Below are 24,505 nucleotides of genomic sequence, written 5' to 3' on the forward strand. Positions count from 1 at the left end.
GGCTGCTACTCCGCCGGCTGGACCAAAGGTCCGGATTGCCTGGTCTCGGCTTGCCGCGGCCCACTGACCGTCATGTAGATGTTGTATGCACCGATGCACGCTCCGATTAGATACAGCAGCCCCCCGATCGCACGGGCGACATAGTAAAGATGCATCGCGATCACACTGTCGAGGAAGGAATAAAGAAACGCACCATCCGCATCATAGGTCTGCCACATCAGTGATTGTGTGATGCCACTGTTCCACATTGCGCCGACGTAAATCAGCGTCCCGCTCAGGGCGAGCCAGAAGTGCCATGCTTCCAGCCGCAATGAATACACGCCATCTCGTTTCCAAATCCAGGGCACCATTTTATACATGGCACCAAAGGTGATGAAGGCGACCCAGCCCAACGCCCCCGCATGTACATGGCCGACGGTCCAATCCGTGTAGTGGCTCAGCGAATTGACCGGACGGATCGCCATGAACGAACCTTCGAATGTCGACAGTCCGTAGAACAGAATCGCGACCATCATAAACCGGACCGCCGGATCCGTCCGGACCTTATCCCAAGCCCCATTGATCGTAAGGATGCCGTTGAACACAGAGGCCCAGCTCGGGACCAGCAGGATGATCGACATGGTCATACCAAGGTACTGAACCCAGTCCGGTAGTGCCGTGTAGTGAAGGTGATGTGAACCAGCCCAGAGATACAGGAAGGTGATCCCCCAGAAGCCAACAATTGACATTCGGTAAGAGTAGATCGGCCGGTTCACAGCTTTGGGCAAGAAGTAATACAGCATCCCTAGGAACCCGGCGGTCAGCAGGAAGCCAACAGCATTGTGCCCATACCACCATTGCGTCATTGCATCCTGTGTGCCGGAAAATAGCGAGTAGCTTTTGGGATAGGCAATGGAAACCGGAACCGAGAGGTTGTTCACCGTATGCAGCATCGCGATGACGACGATAAAGGCCAGGTAGTACCAGTTAGCCACATAGATATGCGGTTCAGCCCGGCGAGAGAGCGTCTTTAGGTACAGACCTAGATAACCAACCCAGACGATCAGCAAAACCAGATCCATATACCATTCCGGTTCGGCATATTCCTTGGATTGGGTGATCCCCAAGGGGTAGCCGGTCGCCGCAAGGACCATGAACAGATTGTACCCCCAGAACACCATCCAGGGCAGCGATTCACTGGCCAATCTGGCGCGCGAGGTACGTTGGACCACATAAAACGACGTCGCGATTAACGCGTTGCCGCCAAAACCAAAAATCACGGCAGATGTATGAACCGCGCGCAAACGGCCGAAGTTCGACCAGAACATATCGCCGTTCAGTGCTGGAAACGCCAACTGCCAGGCGAGGATATCGCCAACCGTGAACCCTATGATTGCCCAAATCAGCGCGGCGATGACACCAAACCGAATGACCTTGTCATTGTATTCTAAAGGGATGTCCTTTGGGGCCTCGCTCAAACGGTTGATCATCCACATCAACCCCCAACCAGCGGCTATTGCGATCAACCAACCATGCAGCACGTAGGCGGTAGGAACCCCCCAGCCAAGTATGGCTACGCCACCGACAAAGATCAAAGCAAGGGCACACAGGACGGCAGCATCCTCAAGAAAACTCTCACGCTGCATCGGGCGCCTCCTGCCGGTGGAAGCGTACTTCAAACTCGACTTCGCCAATCGGATTCACCGAATGAGTTTCCTGTGGTGCGAACACAGCAGTATCCCCTGCGCCCAGAACTAGGTCATCCTTGTCATCCCGGCACAGTAGAAGCTGCCCATGTTGCACAGCCAATTGACCCCAGACATCCGCTTTGGTGCTGTGATCTTTGCGCAGCTTTTCTGGCAATGTCTCATGCGTGAACCGCGAGGTCGCATAGTGCACCACGCCTTTTGGAAGCGCTTCGGTCATTTATGCATCTCCATGAAAAAGCTCGACATAAGCATGCCAGGTCGTGTACCCGAGCAATGGGAACACCACGACCAAACCCAGTAGCCCGGACAGTATTCCAACCAAAGTCAAAAGAGTGATGATGGCTCCCCAGCACAAGCAAAGCTTGAAGTTGTGAGTGGTGGCGTTAAAGCTGAGCCCCATAGCCGAGAAGCCATCGATCTGGCGGTCGATCAGCATTGGCAATGAAAACGCTGACACCGCAAACCCTAATGCCGCAAACAGCCCGCCAACGATTGATCCTGCGATCAACAGCGCCCATCCTGATGACGTAGTAATCAGCAAAAGCAGCGTATCTGCGAAGCTTGAGAATGGGCGCAGCCCGTAGACTATGGCGAACATAACTGTGGCCGCGCGAATCCAGATGAGAGCAAAAACCATCAGTATGACGCCCACCAACGTAATCTGACCCGTGGCCGCTCTGAGCCCTGTTTTACCGCTTGCTACGGAATAAAGACCAATCGTTGCAAGTGGTCCGACCAAAACGCCGCCAGCTAGCAAAGGCAACAAAACCCAACCAAGATCGTTAAGCATCAGGGCCGCAACGCAAATCCACCCCAGAACTACGAGTGAACCACCGTAAAGCAAGGAATATCCCGGGTTGCGTTTCACGTCGCCCCAGCCCGCCTGCAGCCAACGTTTGACAACGCGTGCGGGAGGATCAGAGATGACCTGAGCTTTGGTATAGACAGAGACCGTCATGACAACACCGGCGGAGCGTCGGCCTCTCGACGAAAGTTCTCAATTCCGAATGACAAGCCCTTACCGATCCTCCTGGCCAAATGTGAGAACGCTTCGGCGGTTGCAGGTTTAAGGGCTTTTTTTGCGGTGTCTTCGAACAGGTCGAGCCACAGGCGAAAATGTTCTGGCAGGATTTCAGAGTTCGCCAGGTGAACCTGCATCGGGTTACCCGAATAGCCTGTCTCTCGTAGAATGGCGCCGCGCCAAAAGGCTGCGATCTTTTCTTCGTGTTCCGGCCAATCTTCGATTGCCCTGTCAAATACCGGCCCCAGATCAGGATGCACTCTGATGCGCGCATAGAACCGGTTGACCAAAGTCGCAATTTCATCCGCTGTGATGTCAAACATATGTGGCCGAATTGGCATGGTACGAGTCATCGGATCTACCTTAACGATACGCCTCACTATCTGCGCACGATAATAGGTATTGTCAATACCTATTATCGTGTGAATGGTACGACCTACATCAAGGGGAAAGGCGCGTGGGTCTATCTTTACCCAGCCGTCGACATCCACAGCAAAACGCTCGACGGAATAGAAGTGGTGCACATAATCCGCAAAGGACAAATCACGCCCGGTGTCTGTCCGTTTCGGCAATTTGCGGAGCTGGCGGCTTAGTCCGCCGGTACAAAGATATCACTGTGGCAAGTTAAAACTTCGCAACAGATCCCGTCCGGTTTATTGCGCCGATGATAACGTGATTTGCCGACGGAAGCCGGCAGGTGAGAGGCCAATTTCCCTCTTGAAAACGCGTGCAAAAGCAGAATCCGATGCGTATCCAGCACGTTCTGCCGCATCCGAAACAGAACTTGATGGGTCAGTAAGACAGCGTTTGGCGATCTCCAGCCGCCAAGCTGTTACGTATTGCATTGGCGACATCGCCATCTTTTTCTGAAACTGAACGGCAAAGTTTGTTCGTGACATGCCTGCAATGCGCGCCATTGTTTCTATCGTCCAGGATGCGCTTGGATCCTTGTGAAACGCGTCAAGAGCCCGGGCCAGATGGTGATCAGAGAATCCGTTCAAGCCCCACCTCGAGGATTCGTCACTTTCCACAAACGAACGTATGGCCTGCGCAAGTATGGCTTCTGACATCTTCAAAGCAATGAGATCGCCACCGAGGCGAAGACCCCCGGCCTCATCTCCGATCATGCGCAGTGTCGCCTCCATCCATTTTCCAGCGGATTCCCCGTAATTCCTGAGGTGAATGATCGGTGGAAGGCGTTCCAACAGTATATGTTTTGCATGAGGGTCGAATGAAAAATGGCCGCAGATAAGTTGCGTGTCACGTTCATCGCCGTCGCCGCCGTAAACCAGAACCCCAGTCCCAGTGTATCCCGACCGTTCGATGACCGTGTCCAGCGGCAAAACTGCATCTCTCGTTTCAGCCGCGCAGTACAACTTGTGTGACGCGCCATGCGGAACAATCAACAGATCGCCCTGCTCCAGCCCCACCACTTTTTCATATCCTTCAACTTCGATCAGACAATTGCCCCTATGAGCAAAATGAAATCGGGCGACGTTTTTGAACTTGGGAACTTCAATCCCCCAAGGGGTGGTCAACGAAGTTCGAAAATAAAGCGCGCCTTGAACAGACAGTTTCGTAAGAATATCGCTAAGCAAATCAAGCATGCATTTTCATGGCAGTATTTGGCGTTTTTGTACAGCAGCTTGAACGATCTGCACAGAAAATCGAACGTTCCCGCATATATCTCACTTCCCGGTTCGGATTACTCCTATTGCCATCGTAACACTCAGTGGAGTCTCCAAAATGAAGAAACTGATTTCCGCATTTGCTGTGGCACTTGCCATGACTGGCGCTCAAGCCTCTGCGCAGGACGTCGCCGAGATGAGCGATCTCGAATACGCTCACATTGCCTATACGGCCGATAACATCGACATTCGGTATGCCTATCTGGCGCTGGCTTTGTCGTCGAACCCCGACATCCATGAATTCGCAAACACGATGATCCGCGACCATACTGCCGTGAACGAAGCGGCCTTGGGCCTGCTCGAAAAACTGGGCGTGTCAGCGCAGGACAATGCGTTCAGCCAAACGCTGAATGCCAATGCCGAAGAGATCATCGATGGCTTCGTCAAGCTGCGTGGAGCAGAGTTTGATGCCGCTTATGCAGCCAATGAATTGGCCTATCACCAGGCGGTGAATGATCTGGTGGAGAACACAATGATCCCCAACATCGACAATGCCGAGGTGAAGGCTCTGTTCGAGCAGGGCCTTGAGATCTTTAAAGCCCATGAAGGTCACGCCGAAATGATGGTCGAGGCACTGCAGTGATGGGAAAAGCCCATTCACGCCGTCACGTAATGGTTGGAGCGGTCGCATCGGCGGCCGCTCTCGCTTTAACCCGAACGCGGGCCCGGGCGGCAGAACCCGTAGTCCACGAAGTCAAGATCAAAGCATTTGCATTCACGCCAAAGCTTCTGAACGTGTCTGTTGGTGATACCATTCAATGGACTAATGAAGATCTGGCGCCACATACGGCCACGGCAGATGAGTTCGGATGGGACACTGGGGAGATCCCAAACGGTGTCAGCGCCAAAGTTGAGGTTACTAAAGGTATGGAAACAAAATATTTCTGTGCGTTTCATCCACATATGAAGGGAACAATAGTGATCATGTGATTTGACTCATTGGATCGACTGAACGAAAGCGGACTATGATGCAGGGCGCAGCATATGGAGCTTTGGGCTTCGCGCCTTCCAGCTTCTGTTGGGGCACACAAAGATGGACAGCACGGTCAGGTATCTTGGTGTTGAACTTGAAGATGCCTTGGCCATCTCCGAAGCCATTGAAATATAATATCTCTGGGCCGCTCTCGCAGGCAGCCCGATGCGGACCGTCATCGCAACTTCAAGTGCTGCGATGCAGCGTTCTCAAAATCCGGCAATGGTCACGAGCAATATGCGACTTCACTGCACGGAAGTGAATGAGTGCTTTAATTGGCATATTCTTTCGACAGAAACTCGGGCGACTCGAAGAAAGTGGATTTCTGTCTGGCAAACACTGTTTTGTGTTCTGACACCCCATCCACTAGGGATGGTTTTGCATTTAGCAGGAAGTGAGCCGACCTATGCATAACATCATTGCACGAAGAAACTTCGCCGTTGGGGTAGCAGAAGAGGCAGGTGCGCTTGCACTAGAGTATTTTGCTTCCAGAGATACCTTGGTCATTGATCAAAAAGGCGCGCAAGACTGGGTCAGCGAGGCGGATCGCAACGTCGAGACCTTCATTCGCCAAAAGATTGTGAACTCTTTTCCCGATGATGGGATTTATGGCGAAGAACACGCGGAAAAAGCTGGCTCCAGCGGTTTTGACTGGGTGATCGATCCGATTGATGGGACAACGAACTTCGTCAATGGCATTCCGGCCTGGACGATTGTCTTAGCGTGCGTTTCGGACAGTCAGACGCAGGTCGGTGTGATTTTCGAGCCAAACGTTGGTGAAACTTACGTGGCGGTCCGAGGCGAAGGTGCCACTTTGAATGGACACGCCATGCAGGTTGCCTCAAGCGTGGAACTTGCAAGTGGAACCGTCTCAATTGGCTATTCGAACCGGGTCGAAGCATCAAAGGTCATTCCGGTGATTGCGGCCCTTATCGAACGTGGCGCTCTCTATCATCGCAATGCAAGCGGTGCGCTTTCGCTGGCCTATGTCGCGGCGGGACGTCTATTGGGGTACATTGAAGAGCACATGAACGCCTGGGATTGCCTCGCCGGTCAGTTGATGATTGCCGAAGCAGGTGGCGAGATCGAGGATCAAGACGCCGACGGGATGATCCGGGACGGTGGTCGCGTGATCGCTGGTACACCGGCCGTGTTCGAGACCTTGAAAATGATCTGCGACGACGCTTGGTACGAATGACGTCGTTCAGGCAATCGGGCTCGACCCGAATTCAGGTTGAAGAGTTTTAATATCCGCACGCCAGAAGTGGCCCAGACCAGGTTGAACGATCCGACGATCGATTTTCTGCCCTGCAAGATGGCATCAAAGCAGTGTTCCGACCGCGCCGTGGGTTAAAATGGCCAAGTCTCTTCTGTCGTGGTTTTTGACGATTGACAGGACTGTTCGAACGATACGCAGTTGCGCGGCATGGGCTGTTTCCCAACTGCAGAAGCTGGACTTGGGTGCCTTGAAGAAAGTGTCAGCGGCGGACCTCGAATATCGAGGGAAGAAGGGATCCGGTAGTGCTTCGGTCGTTCTCACTCAATCCAGGCTCGGAATTCGCGACCAGCCCCAAAGGCTTTGCAAGGATAGCGTCTGTTTCGGACGCTTTTCGCTCGGCACTGGACCAGATATCTGTCGCGCTAGATATGGTCTTACTTTGTGAAAATGTGTCGGCTCGGGCGCGGCCAATTTCACTCAAACCCTATTCGGTGACTGATTTCTCTGGCTCAAGGACTACCTCCGGTTGAGAGACGGCTAAAAGTTTACCCACGTCACCCTTCCGGCAACAGAACAGGGCCACGTTCGGCAAAAGACATTTTGACTTCCGAGCCGATTTCCAGTGGCTCGTCCACGTCGTCCTGCACAGCAAATACCTGCCCGAAGGCACCGGCCAGAGTGTACTCCATCCGCACGCCAACATAGGTCGCCTTGGCAACTTTGGCCGGGATGCCGATATCAGATCCAATCAATATCCGTGACGGGCGCACGGCCAGCGTTGCGGGACCAGGCGTTAGGCCACGAGAGGGGAGCGTGTGTTGATAGCCCTCGATTTCGATCGTGGCTAAATCGCCATTAACGGAAAGAATAGTGCAACTGAACAGGTTAGCCTCACCAATGAAATCGGCCACGAACCGGTCAACCGGCGCATCATATAGTTTACGCGGCGTGCCGATCTGTGCGATGGCAGCGTTGCGCATGACGACAATCTCATCTGAAACGGCAAGGGCTTCTTCCTGATCGTGAGTCACATAGACGACGGTCAAACCGAGATCTTGCTGAATGGCACGGATATCTTCGCGCACTTGGCGACGCAGTTTCGCATCGAGGTTTGAGAGAGGTTCGTCAAAGAGCAAAACCTGTGGCTCCAAAACCAATGCACGAGCGACAGCAACACGCTGTTGCTGCCCGCCGGAAAGTTCGCTTGGCAAACGATTGTCGAAGCCCTTCAGGCCAACCAAGTCTAACCCATGCAGCGCGCGCGATCGGGACTCGCGCTTGTCAAAGCCGGAAAAGGTCAACCCATACATGACGTTCTCTAGCACGCTCATATGCGGAAAAAGCGCGTAGGATTGGAATACCATCGACACGTCACGGTCGGTAGCGGGTAATTTGGTCACGTCTCGGTCGCCGATCAGAATTCGACCCGAGGTCGCCATTTCCAGTCCTGCGATCATGCGCAACGTCGTCGTTTTACCGCAGCCCGAGGGGCCTAAAAGCGTCACCAGTTTGCCCGCTTGGACGTGTAGATCGATGCTGTCGACAGCCACCACATCCCTGCCGAACACTTTCGAAACCCCCTCGAAACGAACAGGCGCGGCCTTACTTGCTATAGTCGTTTCGGTCATGTCGTTTTCTCTGTCCCGAGTTGTGTACGTCGCCCGATCTGAACACGGCCCACGAGGATTTGTAACATCCCGACTGCCGCCAACATCACGAAGATCAGCGTTGTGGAATATGCGATTGCAAGACCGTAATCGTTGTTTTCGACCCGACCGATAATGTAGCTGGTGGCCATGTCATACTCGGCGGAAACAAGGAATATCACCGCCGATATCGCCGTCATTGCCCGGACAAAACTGTAAACCAACGCAGCCAGGATAGCGGGCCGTAAAAGAGGAAGAATTACCCGCCTGAAAGTCTGCCATGAATTTGCACCGAGCGTCAGCGAAGACTCGTCAAGCGACTTGTCTAATTGTGACATAGACGCAATACCCGCGCGAACCCCAACCGGCATATTGCGGAAGATAAAGCTGACGACAAGGATAACGCCTGTGCCAGTGATCTCGATCGGGGGCACGTTGAATGCCAGGATATAGCTGACGCCAATAACCGTGCCGGGAATAGCGAAAGAGAGCATCGTGCCAAACTCAAACGCATTCTTTCCCGCAAAACTTTGCCGTGTCAGCAGATAGGCAGTGACCAACCCCACGGCGGCCGTCAACGGTGCGGCAATGGCAGCAATGGTGATTGTGGTCCAGAAACTGTCCCAGGCGGCTCCGGTCCAGCGAATACCTTCTTCTTCGAAGCGAACCGAAAAGGCTGTGACGTAGTGCTTGAACGTCAGCGAGTTATCGACGCCCCACAGTTCGACGATACTTCCATAGATGATCATCCCGTAAACCACGGCAGTGAAAACTGCCCAGGCAATTGCAATGCCCAGAACCGGTATGGCAAGGCCGCGCGGCATCAAGGGGTGCACACCCGCGTCGCCCTTGCCGGAAACGGTGGTATAACTCTTTTTCCCCAGCCACGCGCGCTGCGCATAGAAGGCGGAAAGTGTGAAGAACAAGAGCACCATGGCCAGAACAGCAGCGCGGCCCTGATCGTATTGCGCTCCGACGATGGCGAAGAAAATCTCGGTCGACAGCACATCGAAATTCCCGCCCAAAACAAGCGGGTTGCCAAAATCGGCCATGGATTCGATGAACCCAAGCAGGAAGGCATTGGCCAGGCCGGGGCGCATCAGAGGCAGGGACACGGTTTTGAATGTTTGCCAACGATTGGCTCGAAGGGTTTGGGCGGCCTCTTCCATCGAAGGTGACACCCCTTCGACCACCCCGATCAAAACCAGAAAGGCGATCGGCGTAAATGCCAGAGTCTGAGCGATCAGCACCCCGGGCATGCCATAAAGCCAGCGCGTAGGCTGCACACCAAAGATCTCAGCAACAAATTTGGTGACCGAACCGGAAAGCCCAAACAGCAGGATCAGTGCAAGACCAATCACGAAGGGCGGTGTGATAATCGGCAAAACTGTCAGCGCGCGCATCCCGCGTTTAAAACGAAAACCTGACCGTGTGACGACAAGTGCAAAACATAGTCCAAGTGCCGTCGTGATGAAGCCCACAAGAACTGCAAGAAACAGAGAGTTCCACGCGGCGCCGCATTTGGCACCGGCAAAACAGCCCAAACCCCAAAGTCGGTCATCAAAGAATTTCGAGGCAAAAACCGAAACTGAATAGGCACCATCTTCGGTAACGAAGGCGGCAAACAACATCTTCGCAATTGGAAAGAAGACGAAAATTGTAACAATGGTGATTACGCCGCCAATTGCACTGACGACGAAAACGTCGCCGTTGATGGCACCGCGCGCCGCAATACCCTGAGTTAAAAGGAACAGGAAAGCTGTGGCGCAGATCATCGCGCCGTATCCCATGCCGAACTGGCGGATTTTCGGCTCTCCGAACAGCGCCTTCATCCAGTCGAAATTGAATCCGCGAATGCCAATTGAGAACCCTTGCGCAATCAGCCAGCCAAAACCCAAGGCACCAGCCAAAATCAGGATACGTGCGTATTGTGGATCGGACTTCGGTTTGCCGAGTATCAACAAAGGCAAGGTAAGCGGGACCAAAAGCGGCGTAAGCCACAGCTTTTCGCCCTGTCCGATCAGGAAAACGGCGGGCGCATAATCTTCATCGAACGGATATCCATCGACCAGCCATACGAATGACCAAATGCCATCCTCCACCATGAACCATGGCAGTAGGCAGAAACCTACCCACCCGGCAACAATCCAGAAGATCAGAACCGGGTGGTTCGTTTTTGGTGTGGTGTCAGTCACTTACTGTGGCAGTACTGAGACCTCTTCGTCCCATTTCTGCAAGAGACGCTTGCGTTCGTCAGACGAGCCGTACTTTTTGAAGTCATAGTCAATAAGCTTGATCTGGCTCATGTCAGGTGCGCTTTCAGAGGTCTCCGAATTTTTGTTGGACGGAACCTGGAAGGCGTTAACCTCAAGCGCAAGGTTCTGGGCCTCGGGGCTGAGGGCCCAGTCATAGAACTTTTTGGCTTCTTCTTCATTTCGAGCGCCATCAATGATCGACATCGAGCCGATTTCATAGCCTGTGCCCTCGCATGGGGCCACGACCTTGACCGGAAAACCTGATACGGCCTGCTTGACCGCATCATGCATGAAGACGATACCGATGGTGTTCTCACCCCGGCCGGCGGCCTTGATTGGGGCTGAACCCGACTTGGTGTATTGGTTGATATTCGAATGTAGGCCCTTCATGAACTCAAAGCCGTCGTCTTCGCCAAATATCTGAACCATCGAGGCAAGCGTCGTATAAGCGGTGCCCGAGGAATTCGGGTTCGCCATTTGCACGTGCCCTTTATACTCGGGCTTCAGCAAGTCTTTCCAACATGCGGGCTCGGGCAAGCTGTTCGCGGCCAAGAGGTCGGAGTTATAGCCGTAGCCGAGTGCGCCTGAATAAATTCCGATGGTCTTGTTTCCTGCACTTTCAGCCTGCGAGATCGCCCAGTCGTGAAGCTGGTCACGCATCGGCGACACGTACTCCATCGTCAAGCCTTCTTCGGCGGCTTGCAAATGGGGATCACCGGTACCGCCCCACCATACATCGCCTTTAGGGTTAGAACTTTCCGCGCGAATTTGTGCAAACGTCTCGCCCGAGGACTTGCGGGTCATATTGACGTCTATGCCGGTAGCATCCTCGAAACTGCGCGCCATGAGTTGACACCAATCTTCCTGTGCCGAGCAGTAAAACGTCAGCTTCTCAGCTTGGGCCGCAGTTAGCGAAGCCGCAAATGCTATCAGCGATCCCGCCAGCGTCGTCGTCAGATTTTTCAATTTCTTTCCTCCCCTATGTGTCGTGCCGAAATTTTCAGCGCGATACTCGTCAATTCGTCGCTAGTGGCGGTCGCTCTAAGTCGCTAGTTGATCTAATTGCGTTGGCCAGATCAACATCCGACCAGCCTCCCAATGACAGAAGCAATCTCAACACTGTACTGCTGGTTCTGCAAGAAAATTCAACGAGCATTGGTTTTTGCACCGTTGGGTATTGAACCGCCAAGCCTGTTTACAGCACCAAGTTTGAGTATCGGGAGCGTATTTTGATGCCGCATTGTTTAGGCAGCCCTTTGCTGAGGCGGCCGCTTCCTCCAGCGTAGAGCAAGCATCGTATTTCGAACTTAAGATCTGCTTTTCGTCTGCAAACTAGGTCTCTGTGCGAGTGCTGCGAACTTCTGCTTTCCTGAAGGTTTTTCGATGCGGGCCGAGGTACAGCTTTGCCTTCGCCGCAACTGATGAAAAATGCTCGAAGCGCAGCTCAGGCTGAACAGCAAATACGCATAGCGTCGAGAATCGCGGCGTGCATATTGCGGCCTGCGATCGCGTCACCAATTCGGGCCAGATAGAACTGGCCATCCGGCTCGTCTTCCCTGAACGGGAATGAACCATTGATCAGCGCCTTGTGATCAACCTGCCCAAGGTTTCGCGAACTTGGCTTTAGATCGTGATAGAGCGCGTCCGTCGGGATTAGACCTTGCTCGACAACCACGTGGTCGACAAGACGCTTGGTGATATCACCGGTCAAGACATTGCGCAGGCTGGCGCACACCCGGTTTCCCTCTTGGCTTAGAGCACGGAGTTCGTGGAGGCAGGTAAAGGTCACCCCGTTGGCTGCCAGATCGCGCAAAGCAACGGCAGAGGTCGTTGGGCCAAGGTCATGCAGAATCGCCCGGTCGGGGGTCACAAGTTCGACGCTGTGGCCAGCGCCTGCCAACATGTCGGCAGTGACTGCCGCGGGATGGTCTCCAATCTCGTCGAACAATAGAACTTCGCCCGAGACACGCGCTTCTCCTGACAGAACCTCCCAACTGGAGAGCGCCAGATCGCCGCCCGGAATGGATACTGGCTCGGGCCATCCTCCGGTAGCAACAATGACTAATTCCGGGGCTTCTCTAAGCACGTCACCGGCCTCGACATAGGTATTCATGCGAAGATCAACACCAAGGGTGGTAACCTCGGAAATCAACCAATCGGCAACACCCCATATCTGCCTGCGTGTCCCGCCCTTGGCTGCCAAAACAAGCTGCCCCCCCAGCCGATCTGACGCCTCGAACAAAACCACATCGTGACCGCGCAAGGCACTGACCCGCGCTGCCTCCAGCCCGCCAGGTCCGCCGCCGACGACAACCACCTTCCTTCGGGTGCGGCTGGCAGGAATGACATGGGGTAAAGTTTGCTCCCGCCCGGTGGCGGCATTGTGTCCGCACACCGCGGGCTTGCCCTGATTGACCCGGTCCACGCAATACCCGAGGCCAACACAGGTACGGATACGATCCTCTTCCCCGCGTGCCAGTTTTGCCACCAAATAAGGATCAGCCATTTGGGCGCGCGTCATGCCGACCAGATCGACATGGCCGCCTGTAACCGCGTGGCGAGCCGTTGCAATGTCTGCGATGCCGCCTGCATGCAGAATCGGCAGGTTGACGGCTTCGCGGATGCGTCCGGCCACAGTAATATGCGGAGCGGCTGGCAGACCCATAGGACGCACCCATTCAGCAAGGCCAAGGTCATCGTAGGGTGCCCCGACCAGGATGTTGAGCAGGTCGACATGGCCACTATCTTCCAGCATCCGGGCGGCGGCAATGCAGTCCTCGGCGCTCAGCCCGCCCTCAATCAACTCATCGCCGGTGATGCGCATGGACAGTATGAACTTCGGACCGACCTCTGCGCGCACCGCATCCAATACCTGCAGGGTCAGGCGCATGCGGTTCTTCAACGTTCCACCAAAGGCATCGTCGCGTTGGTTGGTGAGTGGAGACAGAAACTGGCCCAGCAAATGCGAGTGGGACAGAAGCTCGATCCCATCGAACCCGCCCCGCTGACAACGTCGCGCCGCAGCGGCATAATCGCCGATCACTCGTTCAATGTCCTCTTGTTCCATTGCTTTGGGAAAGGCGCGGTGCGCGCGTTCGCGAACGCCGGACGGGGCAATAACCGGCAACCAATGCCCATCATCCCAAGCAGTGCGGCGTCCCATATGAGTGATTTGACACATGATAGCGGCCCCATGCAGATGCACGCCATCCGTGAGCTTCCGAAACCAGGGAACGATACTGTCGTCGCCGGCATAAAGCTGGCCGAATACCGAGGGGCTGTCGGCAGCGATATTTGTCGATCCTCCGATCATTGTCAGGGCGACGCCACCCTTGGCCTTTTCTTCGTGATACAGCCTGTAACGGTCTCGCGGATGACCATCTTCGACGTAATTGGGCGCGTGAGAGGTGCTGACGATACGGTTGCGCAGCGTCAGGTGCTTGAGCTGAAACGGATCAAGTAGTTTCGCCATGATCAACTCCCTTCGGTAATGACACCGGTCTAAAAACAGCTCCGGGTCGGGCCCGTTTGACAGCTTCTGTGACTGACAACGTTCGCTGTCAAAGCTATGCTACTTGGGAAATACGGGGAGAGAGTTCACTGTTTCCGACACTGATCCACAAAATGACGACCAGACCAAGAAAGGTGGAACGTCACTGACCTTTGACTCAATTGACAGCCAAAACCTCAATGAGTCGGAGGATCACGTCATTCAATTCTGACCTAAACGTCGGGCATTTCTGACCCAGAAAGTATACGGTTAGTGTCTCAAACGAGCCCTAACCATGGGGTCCAATCCTATTGAGATATGGCGTTAAGGATGAAAAGGGTAATACTCAAGGAGTTTCATGAACGCGTTGCTTAGCCGCCGAACCCCGCCGCCTCGGGAAGCCACGTGGACAAAGGTGGGAATGCAAAGACGAGGATCAGGCCCAGCAGCATTAGCGCTGCATATGGCAAGGCGCCGCGAATGACCTCGTACAAAGGGGCTTTGGCAATGCCCTTGATGACGAAGAGATTCATCCCCACGGGAGGTGTGATCAGCGCAAGTTCGAGGTTGATCATTAGCAGGATGCCGTACCAAATTGGATCGATCCCCAATGCCAGCATGACAGGAAAAACGATTGGCGTCGTGATCAGGATGATCGAGATGGTCTCCAAAAACATGCCCAGCACCAGAATGAGCAGCATAACAGCTACGACAAACATGGCGGGGCTGAGGCCCATTGCCGTCACTTGTTCGACGATCTTTATGGGCAGGCGAATAATGGTTACGGCGTGACCAAACAGCGCCGCAGCAGCCAGGATCATGAACAGCATCGCCGTTGTGCGCACTGTTTCAAACGCAGTCACCCAAGGGTCGTTCAGACCGAAATTGCGGTAAACAACTACACTGATGAACAGCGCGTAAAGGCAGCCAATAGAAGCTGCTTCAGTAGCCGTAAATACTCCGAGGTAGATTCCGCCCAAAACCACCGGTGGCATCAATAAGGCCCAGATCGACTGTCTCATACGTGACCAAATAACGCCCATACCTGCAAATGGTTGAGAGACAGCCGTGCCCCCAAACCCAGCGCTGACCATCGCCCAAACCGCGAATATGACAGCCATCATGATACCCGGCACCAACCCGGCTGGGAAAAGAGCTCCGATCGAGGCCTCGGTTACAATGGCATAGAGAATAAGAGGCCCAGAGGGAGGAATTAGAATCCCGAGCGTACCGCCCGCTGCAATCACACCGTAGGAATAGCTGGGGCTGTAGTTGAAGCGCTTCATCTACGGGATAGCGGTCGAGCCAATAGTTAAGTGCTGTGGCTACAGACGAACCGGAAATGGCTGCGAATATGGTGCAGGAGAGGATCGTGGCGACCCCAAGTCCACCACGCAAATGGCCGACCATTGCATTTGCTGCATCGTAAAGGTCCTTAATTGCCCAATAGCAGCCATTGATCGTGTATGCAGAGAACGTCAGCGATGAACCCATTTTGTGAGTCCGGTTTTCATGCTGCGTGCGCTCGCGGCGTGGGAAATGCTGCGGTAGCGTAAAGTATGGTGCTGTCGGGCAGCGGGAAAAGCCGCCATTCATGCAGAGTGCAGCAAGGATCAGGGACTGAATTTACGCACTGCGCACACAGCGGGCTTCTGCAGATAGGTTGCTGTCGTCTTCTGATCACATACTGGTATCATCAAGCCCGGCAAAAGGTCTGATCTGTCCGGAGGAGCAGACGCTCGCTTAAATGCCGCGAATATTGGCATCGGACCCAGGTGAAATCAAAGTGCAACCGTGCATAACACCGCGCAGTTCGGCGAGGCCGCGCATTCTGCCTATGAGCGGGTAGCCGGGCTGGGAAGGACGAGTGAGATCGTTCAGCAAAGCGTGGCCATGGTCCGGGCGCATGGGAATCTCATAATCTGATCGCCCCTGATTGCGGCGCCGCGTTTCTTCGACCATCAAGGCGCGAATTGTTGCAACCATATCTGTGTCTCCTGCCAAATGTTCAGACTCGGAAAAACTATGGCGATTGCGGTCGCTTGAACCGTCCCGCACGGTATTGCGAAGATGTACAAAGTGGATCCGATGGCCGTGCTGAGCAATGAAGGATACTGGGTCGAAGTCTTCGGCAACACCCAATGACCCGGTGCATAGCGTTGCTCCGTTTGCCGGGCTGTCAACGGCATCCAACACGGTCGCGTAATCACTTTGCGACGACATGACCCGTGGAAGCCCAAGCAGTGGAAAAGGTGGGTCATCCGGATGGCAACAGAGCCGGACGCCGAGGCCTTCGGCCGTTGGAACAACCTCGGAAAGGAAATCAACCAGGTTGGAGCGGAGGGTTTCGGGCGTCACGCCAACATATGCGTCGAGGTTTCGTTTCACGTCCTCAAGAGACCAATTGTCGTTCGCCCCCGGCAAACCAGCGACGATATTGTTCGACAGTTTCAGGCGATCTCCATCACCCAGATCTGCAAACCGGGCACGTGCGGCTTCTATGATCACCGCTGAATAATCTTGCTCCGCGCGTTGCCTGCATAGGATGAAACAATCGAACATGACAAAATCCAAGAGATCAAACCGCATTGCGTGCCCACCATGTGGCAGCGGATGGCTCAGGTCTGTGCGCGTCCAATCCAGCACTGGCATGAAGTTGTAGCAGACTGTGTGAATGCCACATTCGGCCAAATTACGTAGGCTTTCCTTGTACATTTCAAGGTGTTGCCTTACCGGGCCGGTTTGCGATTTGATCGCTTCGGTCACCGGAACGCTTTCAACAACGTCCCAGGTCAATCCAGATGGAACGCCTCCGGGCTGCTCAATCTGTTGCTGCCGCTCTTTGATGTGCTCGACTGACCAAACCTCTCCTGTTGGAACATGGTGCAAGGCTGAGACGATGCCGGTTGCACCGGTTTGCCTGATTTCGCCAATGGAGATCGCATCAGAAGGGCCAAACCAGCGCCAAGTCTGTTTCATGATCTTGCTACTCCTTGATCAAGACGTATCACTAACCCGTCTCATCCTTACCAAGATATAAGTTAACCGGGACGAGTGCGCCTTTGTGACGGACGACATGGCCTGCCAGACGACACCCCTTGCGTATGCCTGTTGCCAAATCATCCTGCCTAACAACGCTTACCAAGACACCTGCATTGAAACTGTCCCCTGCCGCAGTGGTATCGACAATGCCCCTCGCTGGATCAACGCCTACCTCTCCACGTTGACCTGCTTTTTGAAAAACCACAGGCTGCGCGCTGTTCTTGACGACAATCTGATCGACACCAGCCTTTGCATACCGATCCAGCGTCGCAATTGAATCGCCGTCCCCGAACCATACGGCTTCGTCATCATAAGATGGCAGAACGATATCGGATTGCGCAGCAGCTTTCATAACTGTGTCTGTCATTTCCTGCGGCGTAGACCAAAGCCGCGGTCTCAGGTTCGTGTCGAAAGCAACGGTCATTCCGTACGCTCTGGCACGACGCAATGCATCAAGCAGCTTTTCGCGTGATTGTGGATCGAGAATGGCGAGGGTTATTCCAGACAAGTAGATTAAGTCTGCGTCGCCAACTGCCCGCCCAAGTGCAATTTCATCGACCGCGAGTTGTCTGGCTGCGGAGTCGTTGCGCCAATAGGAAAAACTGCGCTCACCATTGTTGAGATGGATGAGATATAGCCCAACCGTCTTGCCTGCGATGACTTGGACGTGCCTGTCGGATATCCTGCTGTCTTTCATGAACGTTCGCATGTCCTGCGAGATCGCATCGTCTCCGACAGCGGTCAGATAGCTGACGTCTATATCTGATGCGACTTGTGCAAGATACCATGCTGTGTTGAAGGTATCGCCTGCAAAACCAAGCTTGAATTCACCAAACCGTTCAGATGGGGCAAGTTCTGCCATGCATTCGCCGATTGCCAGTACACGCATATCAGTTACAGAAAATCATCGCGGCGGGGCGTGAAACTGTCGACCAATGTCCCAGGTTCCAGGCATGTGCAGCCATGGGTTTGGCCGGGCGGGATGACAAAACTTTCACCGGGGCCAAACTCTTGTTCGTGCTCACCCAACGTAAACCGAAATCGACCGCTTTCGACATAGGTCGCCTGCACATGCGGATGGCTGTGTAGAGCACCAATCGCCCCGGTCGCATAAAACCGGAAGGCAACAACCATGAGGTCAGAATGATCAGATAGCACCTGCCGCGTGACATGTTCACCTGTAGAGACGATCGGGAAATTGGGCACAGGTTCTCTCCTTGCTTGTTAGGAAAACAGCATGCCACCGTTGAGATCAATGTTTGCGCCCGTGATGAAGGCACTGTCCTCGCAGGCCAGAAATAAAACGAGATTTGCAGCGTCATCGACATGACCCTGACGCTTTAGCGGTGCGTTGGCTTCAAAGCCGCGTCGACCAGCATCAGGTGTATGAACATTGTGAAAATCGGTATCGATCATGCCAGGACAAAGTGCATTCACACGAATGTCTGGGCCGACCTCTTTTGCCAAACCGCGTGTCATGGTCATGACCGCGCCCTTGGCTGTGGCATAGGCGACGGCACCCGGTCCACCACCATCGCGCCCGGCCTGACTGGCGAGATTGACGATAGTTCCAGACGTCATCCTGGACAGGCAAGCCTGCGTCATCAGGAATGTGCTGGTCAGATTCAGGCTCATCACGGCGTCCCAATGTTCAACAGACATTTCCGCAATGGTTTTGCGGGCGATCAGACCGCCTGCATTATTGACCAGAATATCGACGCCGCCAAAGGTTTCGACCGTGCGATACACAAGCGCGTCAACATCCGCCTTCTTGTTCAGGTCACCCTGCACGGCAATCGCCTTACCACCGTTGGCTTCGATTGCGGCAACAGCTTCATCCGCGCCGTTTGAGCTGGAAAAATAGTTGATCGCAACATTTGCGCCTTCAGAGGCGAGTTTGATCGCAACCGCGCGGCCAATATCACGGCCTCCTCCGGTTACAATGGCGGTTTTACCTGCAAGTTTCATGTCGGTCCTTCCTATTACAAAGCGCCAGCTTCGCTTGTGTCACGGGTTTCAGTTGGCGGCCCTCTCAGAGCGCTCTCAGCGCAAGTTGAGACGCCATTATCGGAACGCCCCCGGCATAACTGCCTTTGGGAGCCACAGAATGATTTCGGGGAATGCCGCCAACAGAATGAGGATGACCAGCATTGGGGCAAGGATAAGCACGACCTCACGCAGGACTTGCACAACGTTTAGGCCGCCGATCGCTGCAGAGATGAGCAAACACAAGCCGTATGGCGGTGTCACCAGCCCGAAGGCAAGCGAGACAATGCCGATGATAGCGAAGGCGATCGGATCAACCCCACCCGCCTGCGCCACGGGCATCAGAACCGTGCCAAGAATGATGATTGTCGGTATTGCATCGATGAACAGGCCAAAGAGAAGAAACAGAAGGGCAATCAAGATAGCCGTTCCAAATGCCCCGAACTCCCAAGCAGTCAGAACACTGACAATCAGGCGCGGCGCATCGTAGAACGACAGTAGCCATCCGAATGCCGAGGCGGTGCCGATCGCAAACAGAGAGATGGCTGCAAATCGTGCGGTGTCATAGAGGATCGAACCCAAATCTCTGACAGTGACCGTCCGATAGACAAACATACCCAAGATCAGCGCATAACCCGCCGCTATAATTGCACTTTCAGTTGGTGTGACAAGACCACCTACAATACCGCCAATCACAAAGACCGGTGTCAAAAGGGCCAGTGCGGCGCCTTTCCAAGCGGCCCAGAATTCACCCCAGTTCGGCGTCGCCGTCACCGGGTAATTGCGGGCTTTTGCGAAACCATAGACCGTAGCCATCAAGGCGAGGCCAATCATCAGGCCCGGAATCGCGCCGCCCAAAAACAATGCGCCGACAGAGACCTGCATGACACCGCCCCAAACGATCATCAAAATCGACGGCGGGATGATGACCCCCATCACCGAAGAGCAGGCCGTGATAGCAACGGCAAACCGCGTGTCGTACCCCTCTTTCTGCATGGCTGGGATCAGGATTTTTCCGATACCCGCCGCATCTGCTGTGGAAGATCCGGAGATACCAGCGAACAGCATCGACACAGCGACATTTACATGACCCAATCCGCCGGGCATCCAGCCGGTTAGCACACGGGCCAGTTCGATCAGCCGGTCGGTTACTTTGCCGGAATTCATCAGGTTGGCCGCCAGTAGAAAGAATGGAACGGCCAATAAGATGAAGGAGTTATAGGATTGGAACATCCGATCCAGCACGATGAACGGGGTCAGCCGCAGCTCAAGCAACACAACCGGGAGGGTCGCCAAACCCAATGCGAATGCCACTGGGATGCGGATGAAAATCAGCACCAGAAAGCCAGCAATAAGCATCGTGGCTGCAGTTGCAGTATCGAGGATCATGTCTGGCTGCTCTCTCGGTTTAGATATTTCGCGATGGTTTCGGACAACCGGTAGCCTGACAGGAGAAACCAAAACCCTCCAGCAATCGGGACCGATACGTGCGTGATCGCGAGGTTTGCACGCATCATTACAGATCGTTGGTTGCCCCCAAATTCGGTGTACTCAATGCCGTAAAATAGGAAGAAGCCCCCAAAAATCATGATGGCAACATGCACAACACCGTCTTGGAGGAGCCGCGGGAGTGAGCCAGTCGCATCCCGGGTGATCCGCACGTCAAAATGCGTGCCGTCCCAAACAGCGACAATAGACCCGATCATCACAATCCAGACGAACAGGAACGTCGCCAGTTCTTCGGTCCAAAGATAAGTTGGGATCAAACCGGTGTAGCGAGAGAAAACTTGCATCGCGACCGGTATCGCCAATGCCCCCATCATCACGCCAAGCAATATACGAAGCCCAGTGCAGAACCTATCCAGATATTTTCCAAGCATGTTCCACCCTACATCGCAATGTGACGCGCCAAGCGCATCGGGATTTATGCCAACGGGCGAGTTTGATTACTTACTCGCCCGTCAGCTGGGAGATCACATTCCGCGAACGTTGTTGAGCAGTTCTGTCGCGCCCAGCTCTTCGGCATAAGCGTCCTGCACTGGCTGAACCAGTTCCAGCATTTTCTCGCGACCCTCAAACTCATGCACTTCGATCTGACCTGCGTCGATCATTGCCTGAAGTTTTTCGCCGTCCTGACCGCTCTCCAACGCGCGGCCAAAAGCACCGGCCTCGGTGCCGGCATCCATGATAGCGGCTTGCAACTCAGCAGGCAGTTCATCGAAGATTTTTGCTGACATCACAATTGGGCGCACAGTGATCGTGTGCTGGGTCAATGAGACATGCGGCGCGACTTCGTAGAACTTCAGGTTCTGGATCGAGGCTGCTTCGTTTTCGAACCCGGCAATAACGCCTGTTTGGATTGCGTTATAGACTTCGTTGTAGGCAATGGCAGATGGTGCCGCGCCAACAGCTGAGAAAGTCTGCGCCTGAATTGGGGCCCCCATGACGCGCATGCGGTGTCCGGCAAGTTCATCCATGTTTGTGATGGGCTCGGCTGAGGCCAGGTTCCGCACACCGCCGCCATGATACCCAACAATCACAATGCCAGCGGCTTCGCGCAGATCATCCTCAAGAGGTTTCAGCGCATCCGATGAAAGCACCGCATCCCAGTGTTCAAGATCACGGAACAGGAAAGGCATATCCATCAAAGGAATGGACTCTGAAAACACCGCCATGTTGGACGGGGCAAGGATCGTATAATCTACGGCGACACCTTGGTTGAGGTAGGTGACGTAATCGGATTCAACCCCAAGCTCACCATTCAGGCGCAGATCAAATTCGACCTCGCCATCATATTTCTCTGCGACCAGTCGTTCAAACTCGCGCAAGGTCTTAGTGAATGCATGTTCTTCATCAAACATGCTTGCCCCGCGCAGTGTGACATCAGCTTGCGCGGTCGAAACCCCGCCCAACAAAACAGCCGTCACAGCCAACGTCTTTAGTGAAAAATTGAACATTCTATCCTCCCAGATCAGGTTCAGGTCTTGTTTTCTTCCAGTCGTCTTTGACCGGCGATCGTGTTCGAAACCTTACAAGTGGTCACGCCAGATCAGCCTTCACCCCAATTTGGATGATCTGATTTCCTCCCAGCTAGCACACTTGCTCCGCCCTCGTTGATGGGCACACCCAACACGATAACTGGGATACTAGTCAACATAAATTTTCTAGATGCTCTTTAGATATGTGATATTTTCCTTTTATAACAATGAATATAATGTAACCTAGTATCCTAATTTGCTCTATTAATTCTCTCTCTGATCTGCCACAATGTCGCCAAACAGAGGTTGGAAAACAAAAAATGGCAGCTTTGGGAACCCTTGAACGTACGACAAGTAGCGATGTCGTCTTTGACGAACTGTTTGGACAAATCACCCGTCTGGAGCTGCTTCCAGGGACAAAGATATCCGAAACGGATGTTGCGAAATCATTCGGGTTTTCACGCCAGCCTGTGCGCGAGGCTTTCACGCGACTTTCCAACCTCAATCTCCTTTTGGTGCGGCCACAACGCGCGACAGTTGTTCGACCGTTCTCACGCCAGCTCATCGCGAATGCCCGCTTTGTGCGTGCCGCAGTCGAATTGGAGGTCATCCGCACTGCCGTGTCAGATCGCGACAAGTCGGTAGACGCGGCATTAAAAGCTAACCTTCGTGAACAGGCGGATGCAATCTCAGCAGAAGATGTCAATTTGTTCCATGATCTGGACTACCAGTTTCACAAACTGCTTTGCGCCTCGGCCAAACAGGCGTTTGCGTTTGAAATCATCGCCGAAAACAAAGCACAGGTTGACCGCCTTTGCATGCTGGCGTTAACCAGCAAAGAAGCAATGGATGATTTGTATCTGGATCATCAATCTCTTTTAAAGGCCCTGTTCAGCGGGGATGCGTGGGCGGCGGATCAAGTCCTTCGTACGCATCTTGACCGTTTGACGCCAACCATTCAGGCGATCTACACAACGCATAACGCATACTTTGATGAATAGGTGGCTAGATATCGGATGGCTTTTCGCCTCATTGCCCTAGTCTAAATTCATACATATTAATATCGAGTAGTTTAAAAAAACCGCATGAACAAATTGCGGGTCAGCGGTTTTTCCCGCCTTTCACAGAAACTGATCCTGTCAACCACGCAAATGTTGCGGACTAGGGTATCTGCAACGCCAGCTTAACGCTTGGCAAAAGAAAGCAGCAAGGAGCTCTCAAATGTTTGATCTTGTTGTGGGGATCGCAACGTCGTCTGCCGTATTAGTGCGACCAAACATCTTTGGAATGTGCTGTTGAGCCTGACGCAAGTTCTATCGGGCTGCTAACCCAGCGCAATCAGCCTAATACTTACCATGAATGACCGCTATCGCTAGAGTGTTGGCCTTGTTCGCCACCGCAGCGAAAGTCCGATTTCCGCCCCTTGTGCCGAAAGCTATGTGTTGCAAATGGAGATAGCGGTGGCTTATCCCCCGCACCACATTCTACCGCTGGTATGATCGGTATCTGCAGCGCGGTGAGGCTGGTTTGCATGATCAATCACCAAAGCCAAATCATGTCTGGAACCGGGTGCCCACCGAAGTGAAGCGCAAGGTTGTGGATCTCGCTCTGAAAGAGACGGAGCTGTCGTCGCGCGAGCTGGCCGCCACGTTCACCGATCAAGAGCGCTATTTTGTGTCGGAATCTACAGTGTATCGCACGCTCAAGGCGCATGACCCGATCACCAGCCCTGCCATCATCGTGCTGAAAGCCGCGAATGCGTTTGAGCATAAGACAGCAGCCATCAACCAGCTTTGGCAGACCAGCTTTACCTATCTCAAGGTTCTGGGTTGGGGCTGGTTTTATCTCAGCACAATTCTGGACGATTACAGCCGCTACATCATCTCATGGAAGCTCTGCACGAACATGCGGGCTGAGGATGTGACAGAACCCTCGATTTAGCCTTGCAGGCCTCCGGATGTGATCAGGCCTATATCGTCCATAAACCAAGACTGCTCAGTGACAACGGCTCAAGTTATGTCTCTGGCGATTTGGCTGAATGGTTGAAGGACAAAGGCATGAAACACAGTCGGGGTAAGCCGTATCATCCGCAGACCCAAGGTAAAATCGAACGATGGCATCAAACCTTGAAGAACCGCATCTTATTGGAGAACTACTTCCTGCCAGGTGATCTCGAAGCCCAGATCGAAGCCTTCGTCGATCAATACAACCATCAGCGATATCACGAGAGCCTAAACAACGTCACACCCGCCGATGTCTACTTCGGCGTGACCAAGCCATTCTGGAATAACGAGAAAGGATCAAACGGAAGACGTTCGAAGCTCGGCGTTTGCATCACAGCCAGCGCGCAGCATAATCACACAAATCAGATGAGCCGAACACTCACTTAGTTTACGCCGCTCTTGGTTCCAAAAACTCTGACGACGGACACTCAATATGCGGAAAAGCTGATGGCACAGGAAACCGGCGGGAAAGACCCGGACCAACGCGACGGGTCCTGATCCCGGGTTTGCGTGCAA

The 24,505-nt window shown here is 53.8% G+C and carries 21 protein-coding genes and 4 pseudogenes; 7 read left to right on the plus strand and 18 right to left on the minus strand.

Translation table 11 applies throughout. From position 1 onward, the window contains the following. Nucleotides 1–5 precede the first annotated feature (5 nt). The 4 genes from ccoN to AC2FLG_RS07220 are packed head-to-tail and all read right to left on the minus strand — an operon-like array spanning nucleotide 6 to nucleotide 3,062. The gene (gene ccoN / locus AC2FLG_RS07205; protein WP_496705628.1) at nucleotides 6–1,625 is read right to left on the minus strand and encodes a cytochrome-c oxidase, cbb3-type subunit I; all 1,620 of its coding nucleotides are present in this window, start codon (nucleotides 1,623–1,625) and stop codon (nucleotides 6–8) included. Beyond that, the gene (locus tag AC2FLG_RS07210) at nucleotides 1,615–1,905 is read right to left on the minus strand and encodes a TehB-like domain-containing protein (RefSeq protein WP_496705629.1); all 291 of its coding nucleotides are present in this window, start codon (nucleotides 1,903–1,905) and stop codon (nucleotides 1,615–1,617) included. Before AC2FLG_RS07210 ends, ccoN begins: the two co-directional genes overlap by 11 nt. Continuing rightward, a complete protein-coding gene (locus AC2FLG_RS07215) occupies nucleotides 1,906–2,646 on the minus strand; it encodes a DUF2189 domain-containing protein (RefSeq protein ID WP_496705631.1) in 741 nt (246 codons plus the stop codon). After that, nucleotides 2,643–3,062, minus strand: coding sequence for a group III truncated hemoglobin (locus AC2FLG_RS07220; RefSeq protein ID WP_496692021.1), 420 nt, complete (start codon nucleotides 3,060–3,062; stop codon nucleotides 2,643–2,645). Before AC2FLG_RS07220 ends, AC2FLG_RS07215 begins: the two co-directional genes overlap by 4 nt. Before the next feature lie 144 nt (nucleotides 3,063–3,206). Between AC2FLG_RS07220 and AC2FLG_RS07225 the strand changes: the two are divergent. Next, nucleotides 3,207–3,302 (plus strand): annotated as a pseudogene (locus tag AC2FLG_RS07225) (IS6 family transposase); the annotation flags it as partial. Nucleotides 3,303–3,362: 60 nt separating this feature from the next. Here the strand turns inward: AC2FLG_RS07225 and AC2FLG_RS07230 are convergent. Beyond that, nucleotides 3,363–4,316 carry an AraC family transcriptional regulator gene (locus AC2FLG_RS07230; protein WP_496705633.1) on the minus strand — a complete coding sequence of 318 codons (954 nt, stop codon included), beginning with the start codon at nucleotides 4,314–4,316 and terminating at the stop codon, nucleotides 3,363–3,365. A gap of 139 nt (nucleotides 4,317–4,455) precedes the next feature. On the opposite strand from AC2FLG_RS07230, the gene AC2FLG_RS07235 reads away from it, so the two are divergent. The 4 genes and pseudogenes from AC2FLG_RS07235 to AC2FLG_RS07250 all read left to right on the plus strand — a co-directional run bounded on the left by AC2FLG_RS07235 (nucleotide 4,456) and on the right by AC2FLG_RS07250 (nucleotide 6,568). Beyond that, the gene (locus AC2FLG_RS07235) at nucleotides 4,456–4,980 is read left to right on the plus strand and encodes a DUF4142 domain-containing protein (RefSeq protein ID WP_496705635.1); all 525 of its coding nucleotides are present in this window, start codon (nucleotides 4,456–4,458) and stop codon (nucleotides 4,978–4,980) included. Then, the gene (locus AC2FLG_RS07240) at nucleotides 4,980–5,327 is read left to right on the plus strand and encodes a cupredoxin domain-containing protein (protein ID WP_496705637.1); all 348 of its coding nucleotides are present in this window, start codon (nucleotides 4,980–4,982) and stop codon (nucleotides 5,325–5,327) included. The genes AC2FLG_RS07235 and AC2FLG_RS07240 overlap by 1 nt, the downstream gene beginning before the upstream one ends. A gap of 67 nt (nucleotides 5,328–5,394) precedes the next feature. Continuing rightward, nucleotides 5,395–5,505: pseudogene (locus AC2FLG_RS07245) on the plus strand (integrase); the annotation flags it as partial. A 271-nt stretch (nucleotides 5,506–5,776) separates the two neighbouring features. Continuing rightward, nucleotides 5,777–6,568, plus strand: a complete 792-nt coding sequence (locus AC2FLG_RS07250; protein ID WP_496705639.1) for an inositol monophosphatase family protein — start codon at nucleotides 5,777–5,779, stop codon at nucleotides 6,566–6,568. Between the two features lie 575 nt (nucleotides 6,569–7,143). On the opposite strand, the gene AC2FLG_RS07255 is transcribed toward AC2FLG_RS07250, so the two are convergent. The 13 genes and pseudogenes from AC2FLG_RS07255 to AC2FLG_RS07315 all read right to left on the minus strand — a co-directional run bounded on the left by AC2FLG_RS07255 (nucleotide 7,144) and on the right by AC2FLG_RS07315 (nucleotide 21,965). Then, nucleotides 7,144–8,217 (minus strand): ABC transporter ATP-binding protein, encoded by a 1,074-nt coding sequence (locus tag AC2FLG_RS07255; RefSeq protein WP_496705640.1) that lies wholly within the window; start codon nucleotides 8,215–8,217, stop codon nucleotides 7,144–7,146. Next, complete coding sequence (locus tag AC2FLG_RS07260) at nucleotides 8,214–10,430, minus strand: ABC transporter permease (RefSeq protein ID WP_142637633.1); 2,217 nt, start codon at nucleotides 10,428–10,430, stop codon at nucleotides 8,214–8,216. Before AC2FLG_RS07260 ends, AC2FLG_RS07255 begins: the two co-directional genes overlap by 4 nt. Further along, the gene (locus AC2FLG_RS07265) at nucleotides 10,431–11,456 is read right to left on the minus strand and encodes an ABC transporter substrate-binding protein (RefSeq protein WP_142637631.1); all 1,026 of its coding nucleotides are present in this window, start codon (nucleotides 11,454–11,456) and stop codon (nucleotides 10,431–10,433) included. Nucleotides 11,457–11,934: 478 nt separating this feature from the next. Beyond that, the gene (locus AC2FLG_RS07270) at nucleotides 11,935–13,962 is read right to left on the minus strand and encodes an oxidoreductase (protein ID WP_496692015.1); all 2,028 of its coding nucleotides are present in this window, start codon (nucleotides 13,960–13,962) and stop codon (nucleotides 11,935–11,937) included. 389 nt (nucleotides 13,963–14,351) lie between these two features. Beyond that, on the minus strand, nucleotides 14,352–15,266 hold the full coding sequence (locus AC2FLG_RS07275; RefSeq protein WP_496705642.1) for a TRAP transporter large permease: 915 nt from the start codon (nucleotides 15,264–15,266) through the stop codon (nucleotides 14,352–14,354). An 88-nt stretch (nucleotides 15,267–15,354) separates the two neighbouring features. Further along, nucleotides 15,355–15,576, minus strand: a pseudogene (locus AC2FLG_RS07280) (hypothetical protein); the annotation flags it as partial. Nucleotides 15,577–15,723: 147 nt separating this feature from the next. Further along, entirely contained in the window at nucleotides 15,724–16,959 is a 1,236-nt protein-coding gene (gene uxuA / locus AC2FLG_RS07285) for a mannonate dehydratase (RefSeq protein WP_496705644.1), read from the minus strand. 31 nt (nucleotides 16,960–16,990) lie between these two features. Then, nucleotides 16,991–17,911 carry a sugar kinase gene (locus tag AC2FLG_RS07290; RefSeq protein ID WP_496705645.1) on the minus strand — a complete coding sequence of 307 codons (921 nt, stop codon included), beginning with the start codon at nucleotides 17,909–17,911 and terminating at the stop codon, nucleotides 16,991–16,993. A gap of 5 nt (nucleotides 17,912–17,916) precedes the next feature. Beyond that, the gene (locus AC2FLG_RS07295) at nucleotides 17,917–18,228 is read right to left on the minus strand and encodes a cupin domain-containing protein (RefSeq protein ID WP_271952736.1); all 312 of its coding nucleotides are present in this window, start codon (nucleotides 18,226–18,228) and stop codon (nucleotides 17,917–17,919) included. An 18-nt stretch (nucleotides 18,229–18,246) separates the two neighbouring features. After that, a complete protein-coding gene (locus AC2FLG_RS07300; protein WP_271952733.1) occupies nucleotides 18,247–18,990 on the minus strand; it encodes an SDR family NAD(P)-dependent oxidoreductase in 744 nt (247 codons plus the stop codon). A 96-nt stretch (nucleotides 18,991–19,086) separates the two neighbouring features. Beyond that, nucleotides 19,087–20,397, minus strand: a complete 1,311-nt coding sequence (locus AC2FLG_RS07305; protein ID WP_282022521.1) for a TRAP transporter large permease — start codon at nucleotides 20,395–20,397, stop codon at nucleotides 19,087–19,089. Beyond that, entirely contained in the window at nucleotides 20,394–20,831 is a 438-nt protein-coding gene (locus AC2FLG_RS07310) for a TRAP transporter small permease (RefSeq protein ID WP_496705648.1), read from the minus strand. Before AC2FLG_RS07310 ends, AC2FLG_RS07305 begins: the two co-directional genes overlap by 4 nt. A gap of 150 nt (nucleotides 20,832–20,981) precedes the next feature. Then, complete coding sequence (locus AC2FLG_RS07315) at nucleotides 20,982–21,965, minus strand: TRAP transporter substrate-binding protein (RefSeq protein ID WP_496701379.1); 984 nt, start codon at nucleotides 21,963–21,965, stop codon at nucleotides 20,982–20,984. A 341-nt stretch (nucleotides 21,966–22,306) separates the two neighbouring features. Here AC2FLG_RS07315 and AC2FLG_RS07320 point away from each other — a divergent pair, with 341 nt between their 5' ends. After that, nucleotides 22,307–22,987, plus strand: a complete 681-nt coding sequence (locus tag AC2FLG_RS07320; protein ID WP_271952726.1) for a GntR family transcriptional regulator — start codon at nucleotides 22,307–22,309, stop codon at nucleotides 22,985–22,987. A gap of 466 nt (nucleotides 22,988–23,453) precedes the next feature. Then, nucleotides 23,454–24,342 (plus strand): annotated as a pseudogene (locus tag AC2FLG_RS07325) (IS3 family transposase); the annotation flags it as partial. Nucleotides 24,343–24,505 lie beyond the last annotated feature (163 nt).

It is taken from the genome of Ruegeria sp. CDSA193, assembly GCF_059611885.1.

Coding starts and splice junctions, on each gene's coding strand:
- ccoN (WP_496705628.1), bottom strand. CDS start 1,625: ATGCAGCGTGAGAGTTTTCTTGAGGATGCTGCCGTCCTGTGTGCCCTT.
- AC2FLG_RS07210 (WP_496705629.1), bottom strand. CDS start 1,905: ATGACCGAAGCGCTTCCAAAAGGCGTGGTGCACTATGCGACCTCGCGG.
- AC2FLG_RS07215 (WP_496705631.1), bottom strand. CDS start 2,646: ATGACGGTCTCTGTCTATACCAAAGCTCAGGTCATCTCTGATCCTCCC.
- AC2FLG_RS07220 (WP_496692021.1), bottom strand. CDS start 3,062: ATGACTCGTACCATGCCAATTCGGCCACATATGTTTGACATCACAGCG.
- AC2FLG_RS07230 (WP_496705633.1), bottom strand. CDS start 4,316: ATGCTTGATTTGCTTAGCGATATTCTTACGAAACTGTCTGTTCAAGGC.
- AC2FLG_RS07235 (WP_496705635.1), top strand. CDS start 4,456: ATGAAGAAACTGATTTCCGCATTTGCTGTGGCACTTGCCATGACTGGC.
- AC2FLG_RS07240 (WP_496705637.1), top strand. CDS start 4,980: ATGGGAAAAGCCCATTCACGCCGTCACGTAATGGTTGGAGCGGTCGCA.
- AC2FLG_RS07250 (WP_496705639.1), top strand. CDS start 5,777: ATGCATAACATCATTGCACGAAGAAACTTCGCCGTTGGGGTAGCAGAA.
- AC2FLG_RS07255 (WP_496705640.1), bottom strand. CDS start 8,217: ATGACCGAAACGACTATAGCAAGTAAGGCCGCGCCTGTTCGTTTCGAG.
- AC2FLG_RS07270 (WP_496692015.1), bottom strand. CDS start 13,962: ATGGCGAAACTACTTGATCCGTTTCAGCTCAAGCACCTGACGCTGCGC.
- AC2FLG_RS07275 (WP_496705642.1), bottom strand. CDS start 15,266: ATGAAGCGCTTCAACTACAGCCCCAGCTATTCCTACGGTGTGATTGCA.
- uxuA (WP_496705644.1), bottom strand. CDS start 16,959: ATGAAACAGACTTGGCGCTGGTTTGGCCCTTCTGATGCGATCTCCATT.
- AC2FLG_RS07290 (WP_496705645.1), bottom strand. CDS start 17,911: ATGCGTGTACTGGCAATCGGCGAATGCATGGCAGAACTTGCCCCATCT.
- AC2FLG_RS07300 (WP_271952733.1), bottom strand. CDS start 18,990: ATGAAACTTGCAGGTAAAACCGCCATTGTAACCGGAGGAGGCCGTGAT.
- AC2FLG_RS07305 (WP_282022521.1), bottom strand. CDS start 20,397: ATGATCCTCGATACTGCAACTGCAGCCACGATGCTTATTGCTGGCTTT.
- AC2FLG_RS07310 (WP_496705648.1), bottom strand. CDS start 20,831: ATGATGGGGGCATTGGCGATACCGGTCGCGATGCAAGTTTTCTCTCGC.
- AC2FLG_RS07315 (WP_496701379.1), bottom strand. CDS start 21,965: ATGTTCAATTTTTCACTAAAGACGTTGGCTGTGACGGCTGTTTTGTTG.
- AC2FLG_RS07320 (WP_271952726.1), top strand. CDS start 22,307: ATGGCAGCTTTGGGAACCCTTGAACGTACGACAAGTAGCGATGTCGTC.